General features: G+C 68.1%; 12 protein-coding genes. 7 read left to right on the top strand and 5 right to left on the bottom strand.

From position 1 onward, the window contains the following. Nucleotides 1-19: 19 nt before the first annotated feature. Nucleotides 20-1,639, bottom strand: a complete 1,620-nt coding sequence (locus N825_RS27005) for a bifunctional metallophosphatase/5'-nucleotidase (RefSeq protein ID WP_051513231.1) — start codon at nucleotides 1,637-1,639, stop codon at nucleotides 20-22. 165 nt (nucleotides 1,640-1,804) lie between these two features. On the opposite strand from N825_RS27005, the gene N825_RS27000 reads away from it, so the two are divergent. After that, entirely contained in the window at nucleotides 1,805-3,217 is a 1,413-nt protein-coding gene (locus N825_RS27000) for an alanine/glycine:cation symporter family protein (RefSeq protein WP_051513229.1), read from the top strand. A 103-nt stretch (nucleotides 3,218-3,320) separates the two neighbouring features. Continuing rightward, nucleotides 3,321-3,644, top strand: coding sequence for an EthD family reductase (locus N825_RS26995; RefSeq protein WP_037458856.1), 324 nt, complete (start codon nucleotides 3,321-3,323; stop codon nucleotides 3,642-3,644). Nucleotides 3,645-3,678: 34 nt separating this feature from the next. Here N825_RS26995 and meaB read toward each other — a convergent pair whose 3' ends face one another. From meaB to N825_RS26975, 4 genes are all read right to left on the bottom strand, one after another. Beyond that, nucleotides 3,679-4,713: a methylmalonyl Co-A mutase-associated GTPase MeaB gene (gene meaB / locus N825_RS26990; RefSeq protein WP_037458855.1), complete on the bottom strand. Its 1,035-nt coding sequence runs from the start codon at nucleotides 4,711-4,713 to the stop codon at nucleotides 3,679-3,681. A gap of 107 nt (nucleotides 4,714-4,820) precedes the next feature. Further along, nucleotides 4,821-7,568, bottom strand: coding sequence for an ATP-binding protein (locus N825_RS36985; protein ID WP_051513225.1), 2,748 nt, complete (start codon nucleotides 7,566-7,568; stop codon nucleotides 4,821-4,823). Next, nucleotides 7,531-8,115, bottom strand: coding sequence for a biliverdin-producing heme oxygenase (locus N825_RS26980; protein ID WP_157619564.1), 585 nt, complete (start codon nucleotides 8,113-8,115; stop codon nucleotides 7,531-7,533). The genes N825_RS36985 and N825_RS26980 overlap by 38 nt, the downstream gene beginning before the upstream one ends. Before the next feature lie 207 nt (nucleotides 8,116-8,322). Next, nucleotides 8,323-10,158: an ABCB family ABC transporter ATP-binding protein/permease gene (locus N825_RS26975; protein ID WP_245613243.1), complete on the bottom strand. Its 1,836-nt coding sequence runs from the start codon at nucleotides 10,156-10,158 to the stop codon at nucleotides 8,323-8,325. 191 nt (nucleotides 10,159-10,349) lie between these two features. On the opposite strand from N825_RS26975, the gene N825_RS26970 reads away from it, so the two are divergent. The 5 genes from N825_RS26970 (at nucleotide 10,350) to queG (ending at nucleotide 14,971) form a co-directional block, all read left to right on the top strand. Then, nucleotides 10,350-11,114 carry a hypothetical protein gene (locus N825_RS26970; protein ID WP_157619563.1) on the top strand — a complete coding sequence of 255 codons (765 nt, stop codon included), beginning with the start codon at nucleotides 10,350-10,352 and terminating at the stop codon, nucleotides 11,112-11,114. 91 nt (nucleotides 11,115-11,205) lie between these two features. Next, a complete protein-coding gene (gene queA / locus N825_RS26965) occupies nucleotides 11,206-12,243 on the top strand; it encodes a tRNA preQ1(34) S-adenosylmethionine ribosyltransferase-isomerase QueA (protein WP_037458852.1) in 1,038 nt (345 codons plus the stop codon). Beyond that, nucleotides 12,240-13,463 (top strand): tRNA guanosine(34) transglycosylase Tgt, encoded by a 1,224-nt coding sequence (gene tgt, locus N825_RS26960; protein ID WP_037458851.1) that lies wholly within the window; start codon nucleotides 12,240-12,242, stop codon nucleotides 13,461-13,463. The genes queA and tgt overlap by 4 nt, the downstream gene beginning before the upstream one ends. Continuing rightward, entirely contained in the window at nucleotides 13,444-13,908 is a 465-nt protein-coding gene (gene queF, locus N825_RS26955; protein WP_037458849.1) for a preQ(1) synthase, read from the top strand. The genes tgt and queF overlap by 20 nt, the downstream gene beginning before the upstream one ends. After that, nucleotides 13,895-14,971: a tRNA epoxyqueuosine(34) reductase QueG gene (queG, locus tag N825_RS26950; protein ID WP_245613242.1), complete on the top strand. Its 1,077-nt coding sequence runs from the start codon at nucleotides 13,895-13,897 to the stop codon at nucleotides 14,969-14,971. The genes queF and queG overlap by 14 nt, the downstream gene beginning before the upstream one ends. Nucleotide 14,972 lies beyond the last annotated feature (1 nt).

The following is a 14,972-nucleotide window of genomic DNA, read 5'->3' as shown; positions in this document are numbered from 1 at the left end:
CAACGCTCCCGCCAAATTCCTAGGGGGCGCGCTTTACCCGCCCCTCGACGCCCTGGGTGACGGGACCGGTCGCCTTGATGTATTCCGCGACCACCATCTCCAGGTTGGGGCCATAGTCATAGGCGTCCGCGGCCTTGGCGAACAGGGCATAGCCATCGCCGCCGGCGCGCATGAAGTTGTTGGTCGCGGCCTTGTACGTGGCGGCTCGGTCGAGCGGCCGGAAGCCGCCGTCCGGCTCCCGCACGTCCACCGACACGATGCGCGAGCCCTCCGGCTTGGTGGGATCGTAGACATAGCGCAGGCCCGCCACCTGCGGGAACCGGCCGGTCCCGGACGTGGTCTTGTCATGGGCCTTCGAGACGCCGCTCTCCAGGCTGGTCCAGAGATCGGCGCCGGTGATCGAGAAGGTCGCCAAGGTATTGGAGAACGGCAGCACCTCCAGGATCTGGCCCATCGTCACCTGTCCGGCGGGGATGCCGGTGCGGATGCCGCCACCGTTCTGGATGGCGATCCGGGTTCCCTGGTCCCGCGTCGCCCACAGCATCGCGTCGGCGATCAGGTTGCCCAGGTTGCATTCGTCGAAGCGGCAGGCGTCGCTGGTGCCGACCAGCTCGACGGTGGCCTGTCCGACGGGCTGGCGCCGAAGCTGGGCCAGCGGGGCGCTGAGCTGGGTGATCTTCTCCTGGACCGCGGGATCGCGCGGCACGTCACTTGACAGCGCGATCGGCCGCCCCTCCCACGCGGTGGCGACGCCGGCACCGTCGAAAGTGACATCCAGCTGGCCCAGATGCGTGCCATAGGCCCCCACCTGGACCACGAGGGCCGGGGCGCCCGACGGCGTCCTGACGACGGTCGGATAGGGCCCGGCGGCCTTGTCGTTGCCGGTCTCCAGGAAGGTGTGGCTGTGGCCGCCGACATAGACGTCGACGCCATCGACCGTCGCGGCCAGCGCCTGGTCCTCGGAATAGCCGATATGGGTCAAGGCGATGATCTTGTCGACGCCGCGCGCCTTCAACTCCGCGACGGCCTTCCCCAGCACGGCGGTCTCGTCGCGGAAGGCCACGGTGGGACCGGGGCTGGACGTGATCGGGGTGTCATGGGTGGTCAGACCGACGACGCCGATCCGCTGACCGTCCTTCTGGATGATGGTGTATGGCTTGACCCTGCCCTTCAGCTTCGGCTCGCGCGAGGCGTCCAGGTTGGCGCTCAACACCGGCCAGGACACGGCGTCCAGATAGGGCCGCAATCCGGAGGGGCCATCGTCGAACTCGTGGTTGCCAAGGGTCTGGACATCGGGGCCCAGCATGCCGAGCACGGTCTGAACCGCGCCATGCTTGTATTGGGTATAGAACAGCGTGCCCTGGAACTGGTCTCCGGCGTCGAGGAACAGGGCGTTGTCGCCGCGCAGTTCCAGCAGCTTGGTCTGGAGCCGAGCCGCCCCGCCGACGCATTTGGCGGCCGCCTCGTCCTTGGGAGTGCAGAAGCCACCCGTGGATGTCACTTGGTCGTAGCGTGCGTGGACATCGTTGACGTGCAGGACGCGCAGCCGATAGTCCGCCGCTCCGGCGACGCTGGTCATGGCCGTCGTGCCGAGCGTCGCCGCGAGTGACAATCCAAGCAGTGTGGTCTTCATCGCCATAATCGTGTTTCCCCTTGGGACGTGCCGGCGGTAGATCATGAGGGTGTTTACCCCGGTCTTTATCTGCCCGACTTCCCCGCCGGAATTCAAGAACATCCCTCCACCGCTCCGCGACCGAAATTCCTGGACTGGAAAACCGGTCCATTCTTTCTGGAAAGGCGTGCCATGGAAAGTCTCGACGCCGTCTTAGGCACTCTCAACACCATCATCTGGGGCTATCTGCTGATCTACGTGCTGATCGGTGCCGGCATCTATTTCACCGTGAAGACGAGGTTCGTGCAGATCCGAAGGTTTCCCCATCTTTTCGGCGTGATGGCGGGTTCGCGCTCCTGCGAGGGAGGCGGCATCTCCCCGTTCCAGGCGTTCTGCGTCAGCATGGCGAGCCGGGTCGGCACCGGCAACATCGCCGGAGTGGCGATCGCCCTGACCCTGGGCGGCCCGGGCGCCGTCTTCTGGATGTGGTGCGTGGCCTTGGTCGGCATGGCGACCGCCTTCATCGAGGCGACGCTGGCCCAGCTCTACAAGGTCCCGCAGGAGGACGGCACGTTCCGGGGCGGTCCCGCCTATTACATCCAGCGCGGTTTGGGCTCGCGCGGCTGGGGCATCGTCTTCGCGGTACTGCTGATCTTCACCTTCGGGCTCGCCTTCAACGCGGTCCAGGCGAACACCATCGCCGACGTGCTGGGCGAGAGCTTCGGCCTGCCGACCTGGGTGACCGGCGTGGCGCTGGCCCTGGTCTGCGCGCCGATCTTCTTCGGCGGCATCCGCTCGGTCGCGCGGGTCGCGGAATGGATGATGCCGATCATGGCGCTGGCCTACATCATGCTGGCCTTCGCCATCCTGGTGATCCACGCCGACCGCGTGCCCGACATGTTCATGCTGATCGTGCGCTCGGCGTTCGGGTTGGACCAGGCGGCGGCGGGGGCCTTCGGCGGCTTGACCGTCGCCCTGATGAACGGCGCCAAGCGCGGGCTGTTCTCCAACGAGGCGGGCATGGGCAGCGCCCCCAACATGGCGGCCACCGCCACAACGCCGCACCCGGCGACCCAGGGCTTCATCCAGGCGCTCGGCGTCTTCGTCGACACCATCGTGATCTGCTCGGCGACCGCCTTCATCATCCTGCTCTCCAACCAGTACGATCCGACCGGAGCCACCGAGATGGCGGGCGCCAGCCTGACCCAGTCGGTGATCGGCGAGGAGTTCGGCACCGTCGGCGGCCTGTTCATGACCTTCGTGATCTTCCTGTTCGCCTTCTCCTCGATCATCGGCAACTACGCCTACGCCGACGGCAACATGACCTTCCTGGGTGCGCGGGCCAACGTCCTCAACATCTTCCGCGTCGTGGCGATCCTGGCGGTGGTGGGCGGCTCGATCGGCGAGCTTCCGACCATCTGGGCCCTGGCCGACGTCGCGATGGGCCTGATGGCGCTGGTCAACCTGGGAGCGATCCTGCTGCTGTCGAAATGGGCCATCGCGACGTTGGAGGATTACGAGGCGGCGGAGAACCGCGGCGTGCCGCAGTTCGCGGCGCGCGGCAACGCGCTGATGCCGGGAGCGCTCAAGTCCGAGGTCTGGTGACCCCCTCCGCCCAAAGCCGGGAGGCGATGCCGCCATTGTCCCGATTGACAGCCGTCACGGGTGTCGTCACCGTGACGGCAACGAACAACATGTTGGGAGGACTATGAAAATGTTCACGCTGGCCCTGCTGCTGTACCGGAAGCCCGGCACGTCGATCGAGCAATACCAGAGCTACTGGCACGACACCCATGGTCCAATCGCGGCCAAGATCCCCGGCCTGCGCGGCTATGTGCAGAACCACGTCCAGCCCGACTCGGAGGGCAAGACGGCGGTGGACGGCATCGCCCTGCTGACCTTCGACAGCGCCGAAGCCATGAACGCGGGCCTGGGCTCGCCGGAGGGCAAGGTGGCGCTCGACGACGTCGCCAACTTCGCCGACATGGACCGGCTGGTATCCTTCCCGGTCGAACCGCGCCGGATCGTCTGAACGACGGCTGGTGGAATGATGGATGGACGGCCGCTCAGCCGTCCGTCCGGTTCCCCAGGAATTTCTCCAGCAAGCCGCGGGCGGCGGCGGTCGGGGTGGCGTCGCCCCGTGTCACCGCCCGCTCGGCACCGGGTAGGTCGGCGCGCACGGCCGGGTGACGGCGGAACGCGTCGGTCAGCGTCTCCGCGATCTCGCTCCACATCCACGCCCGCGCCTGCTCGACCCGGCGCGCGTCCAAGGCTCCGGATGCCGCCAACGTCGCGCGGTAGCGGCCGACGGTCTCCCAGACCTCCGGCACGCCCACACCGGTCGCTGCGGAGCAGGTCAGCACCGGCACCTTCCAGTCCTTCGACGGCTGGCGCAGCAGCGCCAGCGCGTGCCTGTACTCGGCGACCGCGTGGCGGGCGGCGTCGACCAGCGCCCCATCCGCCTTGTTGACGACGATCAGGTCGGCCAACTCGACGATGCCCTTCTTGATCCCCTGCAACTCGTCGCCGCCGCCCGGCAGCAGCAGCAGCATGAACAGGTCGACCATGTCGGACACGGCGGTTTCCGACTGGCCGACGCCGACCGTCTCGACCACCACCACGTCGTAGCCCGCCGCCTCGCAGGCCAGCATGGCCTCCCGCGTCCGGCGCGCAACCCCACCCAGCGTGCCGCCGCTCGGCGATGGCCGGATGAAGGCGGAATGGTTGCGGGTCAATTCCTCCATCCGGGTCTTGTCGCCCAGGATCGAGCCGCCCGTCCGTTGCGACGACGGATCGACCGCCAGCACGGCGATCCGGTGCCCCTGGCCGATCACGTGAAGCCCGAACGTCTCGATGAAGGTCGATTTGCCGACGCCTGGCACGCCCGAAATGCCGATCCGGACCGACTTGCCGGTATGGGGCAGCAGTTCCGCCATCAAGTCCTCCGCCCACGCGCGGTGGTCGGGCCGGGTCGATTCGATCATCGTGATGGCGCGGGCCAGGGCTCGCCGGTCCCCCGCGCGGATCGCGGCGGCGGTCTCGGCGGTGGACGGGACGGCGCGTGAACCGGTACCGGATGCTTGGGAGGGACTGGCGGTCATGGCGCTCCGGCTTTCGTCTGGGACTTGGCGTCGGGGGACGACCCTACAGGCCCATCCCGCCAGTCTCAAGCAACTGGGCTCAAGCAACTGGCCTCAAGCAACCGGGCTCAAGCGGCAGGGGCGATCTCCTCGGCCGTGGCGCCGGAAGCCGCGACGGTCCGCCACGCCGGGAACTCGACCCGAACGGTCGTCCCGTTGCCGACCCCGCTTTTCATCACCAGCCGCCCGTCATGCAGGCTGGCGATGGCGTTGACCAGCGACAACCCCAGGCCAGTGCCGGTCCGATGGCGCGTCAGGCTGTTATCCACCTGATAGAACGGCTCGAGCACGCGGTCCAGATCCTCCTCCGAAATCCCGATGCCGGTGTCCCTGACCTCGATCGCGACGCCGCCATCGGCCAAGGTCACGATCCCGCAGGTGACGGTGCCACCGGCGGGCGTGAACTTGACGGCGTTTGACAGCAGGTTGACGACGATCTGCAGCACCGCGCGGTGATCGGCGGTGAGATTGGGCGCCGGAGTCGCGATCACGCAGTCCAGCGCCACGTCGCCCCGGCGCGCCAGGTCGGACATCATGGACACGCAGCGGGTCACCAGTGCCGCCAGATCGATCACGTCCTCGTTGACGGTGCGCCGCCCGGCCTCGATCTTCGAGATGTCGAGCAGATCGCTGATCAGCGCCAGCAGGTGTTCCCCGGCGTGACGGATGTCGTTGACGTATTCCTTGTACTTGGAGTCGCCCAGCGGCCCGAACATCTCGTCCGCCAGCAGTTCGGAGAAGCCGATGATCGCGTTCAGCGGCGTCCGCAGTTCGTGGCTCATATTGGCGAGGAAGGTCGATTTCGACCGGCTGGCGACCAACGCCTGATCGCGCGCCGTCCTCAATGCCTCTTCGGTTCTGCGGTGACTGGTGATGTCCTGGAACACCCAGGCGGTCAGGGCGGTGCCGTCCTCGTCGGTGTCGATCTTGAGCAGCGACCGCCTGCTGATCGAGACCGTCCGCTCGCCGGCGCCCGGTGCCGTCAACGCCGTCTCGACGGTGCCGCCCGGGACCATGGCGCGGATGGCGGGAGGAACGCCGAGCAGGCTCAGCACCTCGTCGATCCGCTGGCCGGCGACCTCGTCGGGCATGATGTCGAAGATGCGCTGGAACTCGCGGTTCATGGTCAAGGCGCGATAGATCGAATCACCGGCCGCCCGGCGCGCCACCAGCACCGCCCCAGGCAGGACGTCGATCAGCCCCTGTACGGCGGGTTCGTCGAAGCGGGTCCAGGCGTGGAAGCGGTGGATATCGTGGTGCAGGCGCGTCCCCAGCGCCGATTCGCCGCCAGCCGCCGCGACCAATCGCGCGGGCAGCTCACGCCAGCCGTCGATCACCTCGACCGGCCATGGCGCCGAGCGGCCGGACACGGTCTGCCGCCACCGCTCGAAGCTCTTGCGCGGGCTGATCCTGCCACCAGCCTCCACCGGCACCGGCTTGTGCGGATCGCCGCCCCAAAAGATCTCCTGGACCACCTCGCGCCGGAACGCCAACGCCACCAGCCGGGGCCGCGCCATCAGCTCGACCATCAGCAGGCCGGCGACCGTGTCGTCGAAGCCGGTGGCCTGGGGCTCCAGCTCGCCCAGATGGTCGGTGACCGCCACCTCGCCAGCGACGGCGTCATGACGCTCCACCAGATGACGGATCTCGTGGGTATCCGGCGCGTGGCCGAAGGCCGCGACCGCGCCATCGACATAAAGCGCCACACCGTCGGCCAGTGCCAGGTCGCGCAAGCCGCGGCTGGCGCACAGCAGAGCCGCGATGCTGTCCGCCTCCCCGTCGAACGCGGACGCCAGCGCCGCCAGCCGAACCTCGCGACGCTGGCGAGCCTGTGCCTCGTCGCGGGCGACGCCGCGGTCGAGCGCGCCGGACGCGATGGCCGCGATTCGGGAAACCAAGCCGCGCTGGGCCGAACCGGTCCGCCGCGGCCCCGGGTGATGGCAGGAGATCAGGCCCCACAGCCGGTCCCGGACAATAAGCGACGCCAGCAGCGTGGCGCCGACACCCATGTTGCGCAGGTATTCCAAGTGGATCGGCGAGACCGCCCGCAAATGGCTGTGCGCGAGGTCGACCGGCCGCCCATCCCGCCCGCCAGCCATGGCGAGCAGCGGCACCGCCTCGCCATGGACATTGGCGATGTCGCGCGACTGGTTGACCCGATAAAGCTCGCGCGCCTGCGCCGGAATGTCGGTTGCCGGAAAATGCAACCCCAGATACGACTGCCGCCCGTCTGGACGAATTTCGGCGATCACCTCGCCACTCCAGTCCGGCAGGAACCGATAAACCATGACCCGATCGAACCCGGTCAGCCGTGCCACCAGTTCCACGGTCCAGCGGGCGATGTCGTACCGGGTCTCGGCCCCTTCGAGACGCTGCGCGAACGCCGCCAATTCCGCGGCGCCGTCCACCACGTCAGCCTCCGGCGCTTCGATCTCGAGCAGCAAGCGGCCATCGTGACGATGGAAGCCCGCGTCCAGGACGGAACCGCCGGGCACCTCGAAGCCGAAGCGCGTCACCCGGTCCTCGCCGCCACCTGCGCCGCCACCGTCGTCCGAAGCCGCCAGCGCCGCCCGCAGGTTGGCCGCTCCCGCCGGGCAGCTCACCTCCAACGGAGCCCCCAGCGCCTCCGCCACCGGGACACCGACATACCGCGCCAGGTTGGCGGCGGCGTGGGTGACGGTCAGGTCCGTTTCCGACAAGACCATCAGCGTGCCATGCGGCTGGATCGATCCTGGAATGTGGATCGGTTCCCGCGCGCAGTCGTCCAGGGATGGCGCGTCAGGCGCCGGGGCCTGACGCGTGTGGTCGTTGGTCATGGTCGGGCGTCCGGGATGGGCGGTGAAGCTGGTCGAGCCAGCGCTCGAGCGCCGCGAAGGTGGCTTCGGCCGCCTCGACCGCTTCGCGGCAGGTTTCTTCGGTGGTGACGTGCCGCTCCAGGTGATCCCGCAGCGACAGACGTTCCGCCGCGAGATCCACGGCGGCGGAGGCGAAATAGGCGGCGCCGCGGTCCGGCCCGACGCCCAGGCTCCGCTGGAGGTGGCCCAGCATCGCCCGGCCACCCTGCGCCGATCCGTCGAGCACCCAGCGGCAACCCAGTCTGGCGGCGGGGGAGGCCAGTTCCGGCAGCTCCTCGGCGAGCGGAGGTTCCGACGACGAGCCGTCTCCTTCCGACGTCAGGCACCGCAGGTCGGCCGCCAGCAGCGGCGCCCGCGCGGCGCGGCCGGCGGCCTCGTCGCCCAGCCGGGGCTCCATTGGGATCACGAAGCCGTACAGCGCGCGAACGGCGCCCAGATATCCGGCCATTTGCGGCCGGCGCATCGTCAGCGGGCGCAGCACGGGATGCAGATGCAATCTCTCATGCACGGGCCAAGTGCGCTCCCGCATCCGGGACGTCACCGTTTCAACGGAAACCAGCGGCGGCCGATCGAAGGAGGGCCCAAGGGGCGGTGTGTGCGTGGGCAAGATTTCAACCATGAAACAAGGGTACAGGATGAAGAGTTCGGCCGCACAGTCAAAACCCCGGTCTTGAACGGGGCAAGTTGACGCTGCCTAAGGTCCCTGGCGAGGTCGTCAATAACTCACGGGAAGGCGCTCGATCGCCTTCTCGCCGGCCGCTTCCTGCTGCCGGGTCCACATGGCGGCATAGGCGCCGCGCCGGGCCAGCAGGTCGGCGTGACGGCCGCGTTCGACGATCCGGCCATCCTCCAGCACGATGATCTCGTCGGCGTCGATCACCGTGGACAGCCTATGCGCGATCACCAATGTGGTGCGGCCGCGGCTGACCTCGCGCAGGTTCGCCTGGATCTCCCGCTCGGTGTGGGTGTCGAGCGCCGAGGTCGCCTCGTCGAACAGCAGGATGGCCGGCTGCTTCAGGATGGTGCGGGCGATCGCGACGCGCTGCTTCTCGCCACCCGACAGCTTCAATCCGCGCTCGCCGACCATGGTCTTGTAGCCGTCGGGCAGCCGGTTGACGAAATCGTGGATGTGGGCCAGCCGGGCCGCCTGCTCGACCTCCTCGACGCTGGCGCCGGGACGCCCATAGGCGATGTTGTAGAAGATGGTGTCGTTGAACAGGACGGTGTCCTGCGGGACGATGCCGATCGCGGCGCGCAGCGACGACTGCGTGATGCCGGAGATGTCCTGCCCATCGATCAGGATGCGGCCGGAGTTGGGATCGTAGAACCGGAACAGCAGCCGGCTGATGGTCGATTTGCCGGCCCCGCTGGGACCGACGATCGCGACGGTCTTGCCGGCGGGCACCGACAAGGAGACGCCCTTCAGGATCGGCCGGCGGGGATCATAGCCGAACTCGACATCCTCGAACGCCACGGTGGCGCCCGCCACGTCCAGCGGCTTGGCGTCCGGCGCGTCGGCGATCTCGCGGTCGATCTCCAGCAGCTCGAACATCTTCTCCATGTCGGCAAGGCTCTGCTTGATCTCGCGATACACGAAACCGAAGAAGTTGAGCGGCTGGTACAGTTGCAGCAGGTAAGTGTTGACCAGGACGAAGTCGCCCAGCGTCATGGTCCCGGCGATGATGCCGCGCGCCGCCATCCACATGACGACGGTCAATCCGACCGAGATGATGGCCGCCTGCCCGACGTTGAGCAGCGCCAAGCTGGTCTGGCTGCGCACCGCCGCCGTCTCGTAGGACTTCAGCGCGCCGTCGTAGCGCCGGGCCTCGTGGTCCTCGTTGCCGAAATACTTGACCGTCTCGTAGTTCAGCAGGCTGTCGATCGCCTTGGTGTTGGCCTGGTTGTCCATCTCGTTCATCTCGCGGCGGAACTTCATCCGCCACTCGGTGACCATCAGGGTGTAGGCGATGTAGGCGACGACCGTGACGAAGGTCGCCAGCGCGAACCAGATGTTGAACATTCCCCACAGGATCGCGCAGACCAGCAGGATCTCCAGCAGCGTCGGCAGGATGTTGAACAGCATGAACGACAGCAGCGTCTGGATCGCGCGCGTGCCCCGCTCGATCGAGCGCGACAGCCCGCCGGTCTGCCGCTCCAGGTGGAAGCGCAGCGACAGCGCGTGCAGGTGCCGGAAGACGTTCAGCGCCACCGCCCGGATCGACCGCTGGGCCACCTTGGCGAAGATCGCGTCGCGCAACTCGCCGAACGCCAGCGACAGCACGCGCGCCAGCCCATAGGCCAGGATCAGGCCGATCGGCAACACCACCGCCGTTCCGGCCGTGGTGCCCAGCGCGTCGATCGCGTGCTTGTACAGGATCGGGACATAGACGTTGGCCAGCTTGGCGATGATCAGGCAGACCATCGCGACGACGACCCGGAACCGCAACTCGCTCTCGCCGCGCGGCCACAGGTAAGGCAGCAGCGATCGAACGGTCTCCCGCTCCCCCAGCTTCCGCGTGCGGGTGAACTGGGTCATCTCGGTGTCGGACATGGATTTCGGCCTGATGCGGCTACGGTCGGTCACCCTAAACTAGGCCGGCCAAGCACGGGTGTCCACCGGAGCGGCGGCGGCGTTGACGTCACTGGGCATGAAGGTCGACCCGATGCCGCGAGACGCTTTCCTACTTAAGGCCCATCCTGATGTCGCGCGAAGCCAAAACCCGTGCAAGGCTAAAGCCACATATGCCATCATGCGGTGCGGCGATGGTGACCGGCGGTGTGGGGCGGATGCGGGATCGGGAAAGAACGGACGATTTCAGGACCTTCTTGTTCCTCAGCGGCATCGCCGTCGCTGGACTCGTCCTGGCGCTTGGACTCAGCACGATCTGGCGGGCGCTGATTCCGCCGAACGATCCCCTGCCCAAGGCCGCCATCTTCGATCCGGCCCTGCGCATCGCGCTGAGCGACTACGGCGCCTCGCTGCACGAGCCGCGCTTCGCCTTCACGGCCGCCACGCCGCAAGGCACGCGGACCGTCGCCAACTGCTCCGACTACATGAAGCTGCTGGACCAGGGCGTACGGACGGCGCCGGGCGAACCGACCGAGGCGCTGGACGCCTATCTGAACTGCCCGTTGCTGACGCTGCTGCGGCAGGCGCGTCAACCGTCCGAATACTTGGCACCGCTGTCGCATCTGGCGGAAACCGTCGCGGAACGGCTCGACCTGACCACCCTGCCGGAGGGGTTCGAGCCGCCAACCCTCCGCCACCGCCGCTTCGTGATCGACGAGACCGCGTTCAAGGTCTCGTCGCCCGATGGGTCGTGGACGATGACGATCCTGGCGTCCGGCAGTTTCTCCGGCGATGGGCGGGAGGACGTCGCGGCGCGGATCGAGCGCGGGTCGGCCCGGCAATACGTGATCCTGTCCGCCCGGCCCGATGGAAGCTTGGCCGCCAGTTCGCCGGAAAGCTTGGCCATGACGACGACGCTGCCGATCCGCCTGCGCTGAGGGCTTTTGGCAGGACGGGCAATTCGCTCAAATCCCCGCGGAATCATTCGGCTTTCGCTTCGGCTCGCGATCCATTATAGGAGCGCTCCCCATGAGAACAGCCGATTTCGATTTCGAACTGCCGCCTGACCGGATCGCCGACCAGCCGGCGAGCCCGCGCGACGCGTCGCGCCTGCTCCATGTCGGCCGGACGCTGGCGGACATGCGCGCGCGCGACCTGCCGGACCTGCTCGACCCCCGTGACCTGCTGGTCTACAACGACACCCGCGTGATCCCGGCCCGCCTGACCGGCCGGCGCGGCGAGGTCAAGGTCGAGGTGACCCTCCACAAGCGCGAGGGCGCCGACCTGTGGCTGGCGTTCTGCAAGCCGGGCAAGCGGCTGCGCGTCGGCGACACCATCGCCTTCGCCCCGGACCTGTCGGCCCAGGTTCTCGACAAGCGCGAGAGCGGCGATGTCGAGCTTCGCTTCTCCGTAGGCGGATCGGAGCTGATGGCGGCGCTGCACCGCCACGGCGTGATGCCGCTGCCGCCCTATATCCGCCGGCCCGACGGCGCCTTGCCCGATGATGACCGGAACTACCAGACCGTGTTCGCCGCGCGCGAGGGCGCCGTCGCGGCGCCGACCGCCGGACTGCACTTCACGCCCGACCTGCTGGCTCGGCTGGACGCGCGTGGCATCCGCCGGATGCCGGTGACGCTGCATGTCGGGGCGGGGACCTTCCTGCCGGTCAAGGTCGACGACATCCGCGACCACCGCATGCATTCCGAATGGGGCGAGATCGGCCCGGACACCGCCCGGGCCATTGCGGACACCCGGAAGGCCGGCGGCAGGATCGTCGCGGTCGGCACGACCTCGCTCCGCCTGCTGGAGACGGCGGCCGCCGAGGATGGGACGCTGGCCCCCTTCAGCGGCGACACCGACATCTTCATCACCCCCGGTTACCGCTTCAAGATCGTGGACCTGCTGCTGACCAACTTCCACCTGCCGCGCTCGACGCTGTTCATGCTGGTTTCCGCCTTCGCCGGGCTGGACCGCATGCGCGCCGCCTACGCCCATGCCATAGCGTCGGAATATCGGTTCTATTCCTATGGCGACACCTCGCTGCTTGAAAAGGTGCCCCAGGAATGACCGAATCCTCGACCACTTCAACGGGCCTCGGTTTCGACCTGATCAAGACCGACGGCATGGCCCGGCGCGGCCGGCTCTCCACCGCCCATGGCGATGTCGAGACGCCCGCCTTCATGCCGGTCGGCACGGTCGGCACGGTCAAGGGCATGATGCCCGGTTCGGTTAGGGAGACCGGCGCCCAGATCCTGCTGGGCAACACCTATCACCTGATGCTGCGCCCCACGGCGGAGCGGGTGGCCCAGTTCGGCGGGCTGCACAAGTTCATGAACTGGAGCGGGCCGATCCTGACCGACTCCGGCGGCTTCCAAGTGATGTCGCTGTCCGATCTGCGGACCATGAACGAGGACGGCGTCACCTTCAAATCGCACCTGGACGGCCGGCGCCATCACCTGACCCCCGAACGGTCGATGCGGATCCAGCACCTGCTGGACAGCAACGTCACCATGTGCCTGGACGAATGCACCCCCTTCCCCGCCACCCACGAGGTCGCGGACAAGTCGATGAGGATGAGCATGCGCTGGGCCCAGCGGTCGCGTGACGCCTTCGTCGAGCGTCCTGGCTATGGCCTGTTCGGCATCGTCCAGGGGGGCGTCTACCCCGACCTACGGGCCGACTCGGTCAAGGCGCTGACCGACATCGGGTTCGACGGCTACGCGGTCGGCGGGCTGGCCGTCGGCGAGGGCCAACAGATGATGTTCGACGTGCTCGACGTCACCACGCCCCTGCTGGCGGCCGATCGGCCGCGCTACCTGATGGGCGTCGGACGGCCGGGTGACATCATCGGCGCCGTCCGGCGTGGCGTCGACATGTTCGACTGCGTGATGCCGACGCGGTCGGGACGCACCGGACAGGCCTTCGTCCGGCGCGGCGTCCTGAACATCCGCAACGCCCGGCACGCCCATGACCCACGCCCGCTGGACGAGGACTGCCGCTGCCCCGCGTGCCGAGAGTACAGCCGGGGCTATCTGCACCACCTGTTCCGGGCCGGCGAGATGCTGGGCCCCATGCTGCTGACGTGGCACAACCTGACCTATTACCAGGACCTCATGGCCGACCTGCGGCGGGCCATCGAGGACGGGTGTTTCGAACAACGCGCGGCGGAGTTGGAGGCTGGCTTGGCTCTTGGCGACCATCCGGCTTTGCCCGACCCGCTGAACCTTAAAGCCGCACCTGAGACGGACAAGTCCGAGGAGGATTCCAGTGTCGCGATCGATCTATGAAGGCCTGACGCAGCTTGGCGGCGCCACCGTCCAGCCGGCCTCGCCCGAGGAGGCGGTGCTGGAGCGCGTGCCCAATCCGCATCCCGGAACCGGCTATCTGGTGCGTTTCGCGGCGCCGGAGTTCACGTCGCTGTGCCCGATCACCGGCCAACCCGATTTCGCCCATCTGGTGATCGACTACGTGCCGGGTGACTGGCTGGTCGAGAGCAAGTCGCTGAAGCTCTACCTGACCTCGTTCCGCGACCACGGAGCCTTCCACGAGGCCTGCACCGTCGGCATCGCCAAACGTCTGGAGACGGAGCTGAAACCGGTCTGGCTCCGCATCGGCGGCTACTGGTATCCGCGCGGCGGCATTCCGATCGACGTGTTCTACCAGACCGGGCCGGTTCCCGATGGCGTGTGGGTGCCCGACCAGGGGGTGGCGGCCTACCGTGGCCGCGGCTGAACCAAAACCAACCATACCTGGAACACCCGAGCGGAGCCGGGAGGAGATCCGCGACCGGGCGCTGGCCCTCGGCTTCGACGCCGTCGGCTTCGCGCCGGCCACCCTGGCCGCCGAGGCCCGCGCGCGCTTGGGCGAGTTCCTCGCCCAGGGGATGCACGGCGACATGGGTTGGATGCTGGAAAAGGCCGATCGGCGCGGCGATCCCCAGGTGCTGTGGCCCGACGCCCGCACCATCGTGGCGCTCGGCATGTCCTACGCCCCGCACGAGGACCCGAGACGGCTGCTCGACCATCCCGACCGGGGCGTCGTCTCGGTCTACGCCCAAGGCCGCGACTATCACGACGTCGTCAAGAGCCGGCTGAAGCAGCTTGCCCAATTCATCCACCGGCGCCACGCCGCCGAGGTCAAGGTCTTCGTCGACACCGCCCCGGTGATGGAAAAGCCGCTGGCCGAACGGGCCGGGTTGGGCTGGCAGGGCAAGCACACCAATCTGGTGTCGCGCGGTCACGGCTCGTGGCTGTTCCTCGGCGAGGTCTACACCGCCTTGGAACTGCCGCCTGACCCGCCGGGAGCCGACCTCTGCGGCTCCTGCCGGCGCTGCCAGGACGCCTGCCCGACGGCGGCCTTTCCGGAGCCCTACCGGCTCGACGCCCGGCGCTGCGTCTCCTACCTGACGATCGAGCACAAGGGCCCCATCCCTGAGGACCTGCGCCCGCTGATGGGCAACAGGATCTATGGCTGCGACGACTGCCTCGCCGCCTGCCCCTGGAACAAGTTCGCCAAGCGCACGCGGGAGGCCGCCTTCCTGCCCCGCGCCGAACTGACGGCCCCTCGGTTGGCCGACCTCGCCCAACTGGACGACGCGGCCTTCCGCCAAGTCTTCTCCGGCTCGCCGATCAAGCGGATCGGGCGCGACCGCTTCGTCCGCAACGTGCTGACCGCGCTGGGCAACAGCGGCGACCGCGGCCAGATGGCACTGGTCGAGCGGCTGACCCATGACGGCTCGGATTTGGTGCGCGACGCCGCCGAATGGGCGCTGAAGCGGCTGAACCCAGCGCCGTGAC

The organism is Skermanella stibiiresistens SB22 (genome assembly GCF_000576635.1).
GTDB classification, from domain to species: Bacteria; Pseudomonadota; Alphaproteobacteria; order Azospirillales; family Azospirillaceae; genus Skermanella; species Skermanella stibiiresistens.
The sequence above is the reverse complement of the archived record's forward strand: the minus strand, read 5'-3'. Positions and strand labels throughout refer to the sequence as shown.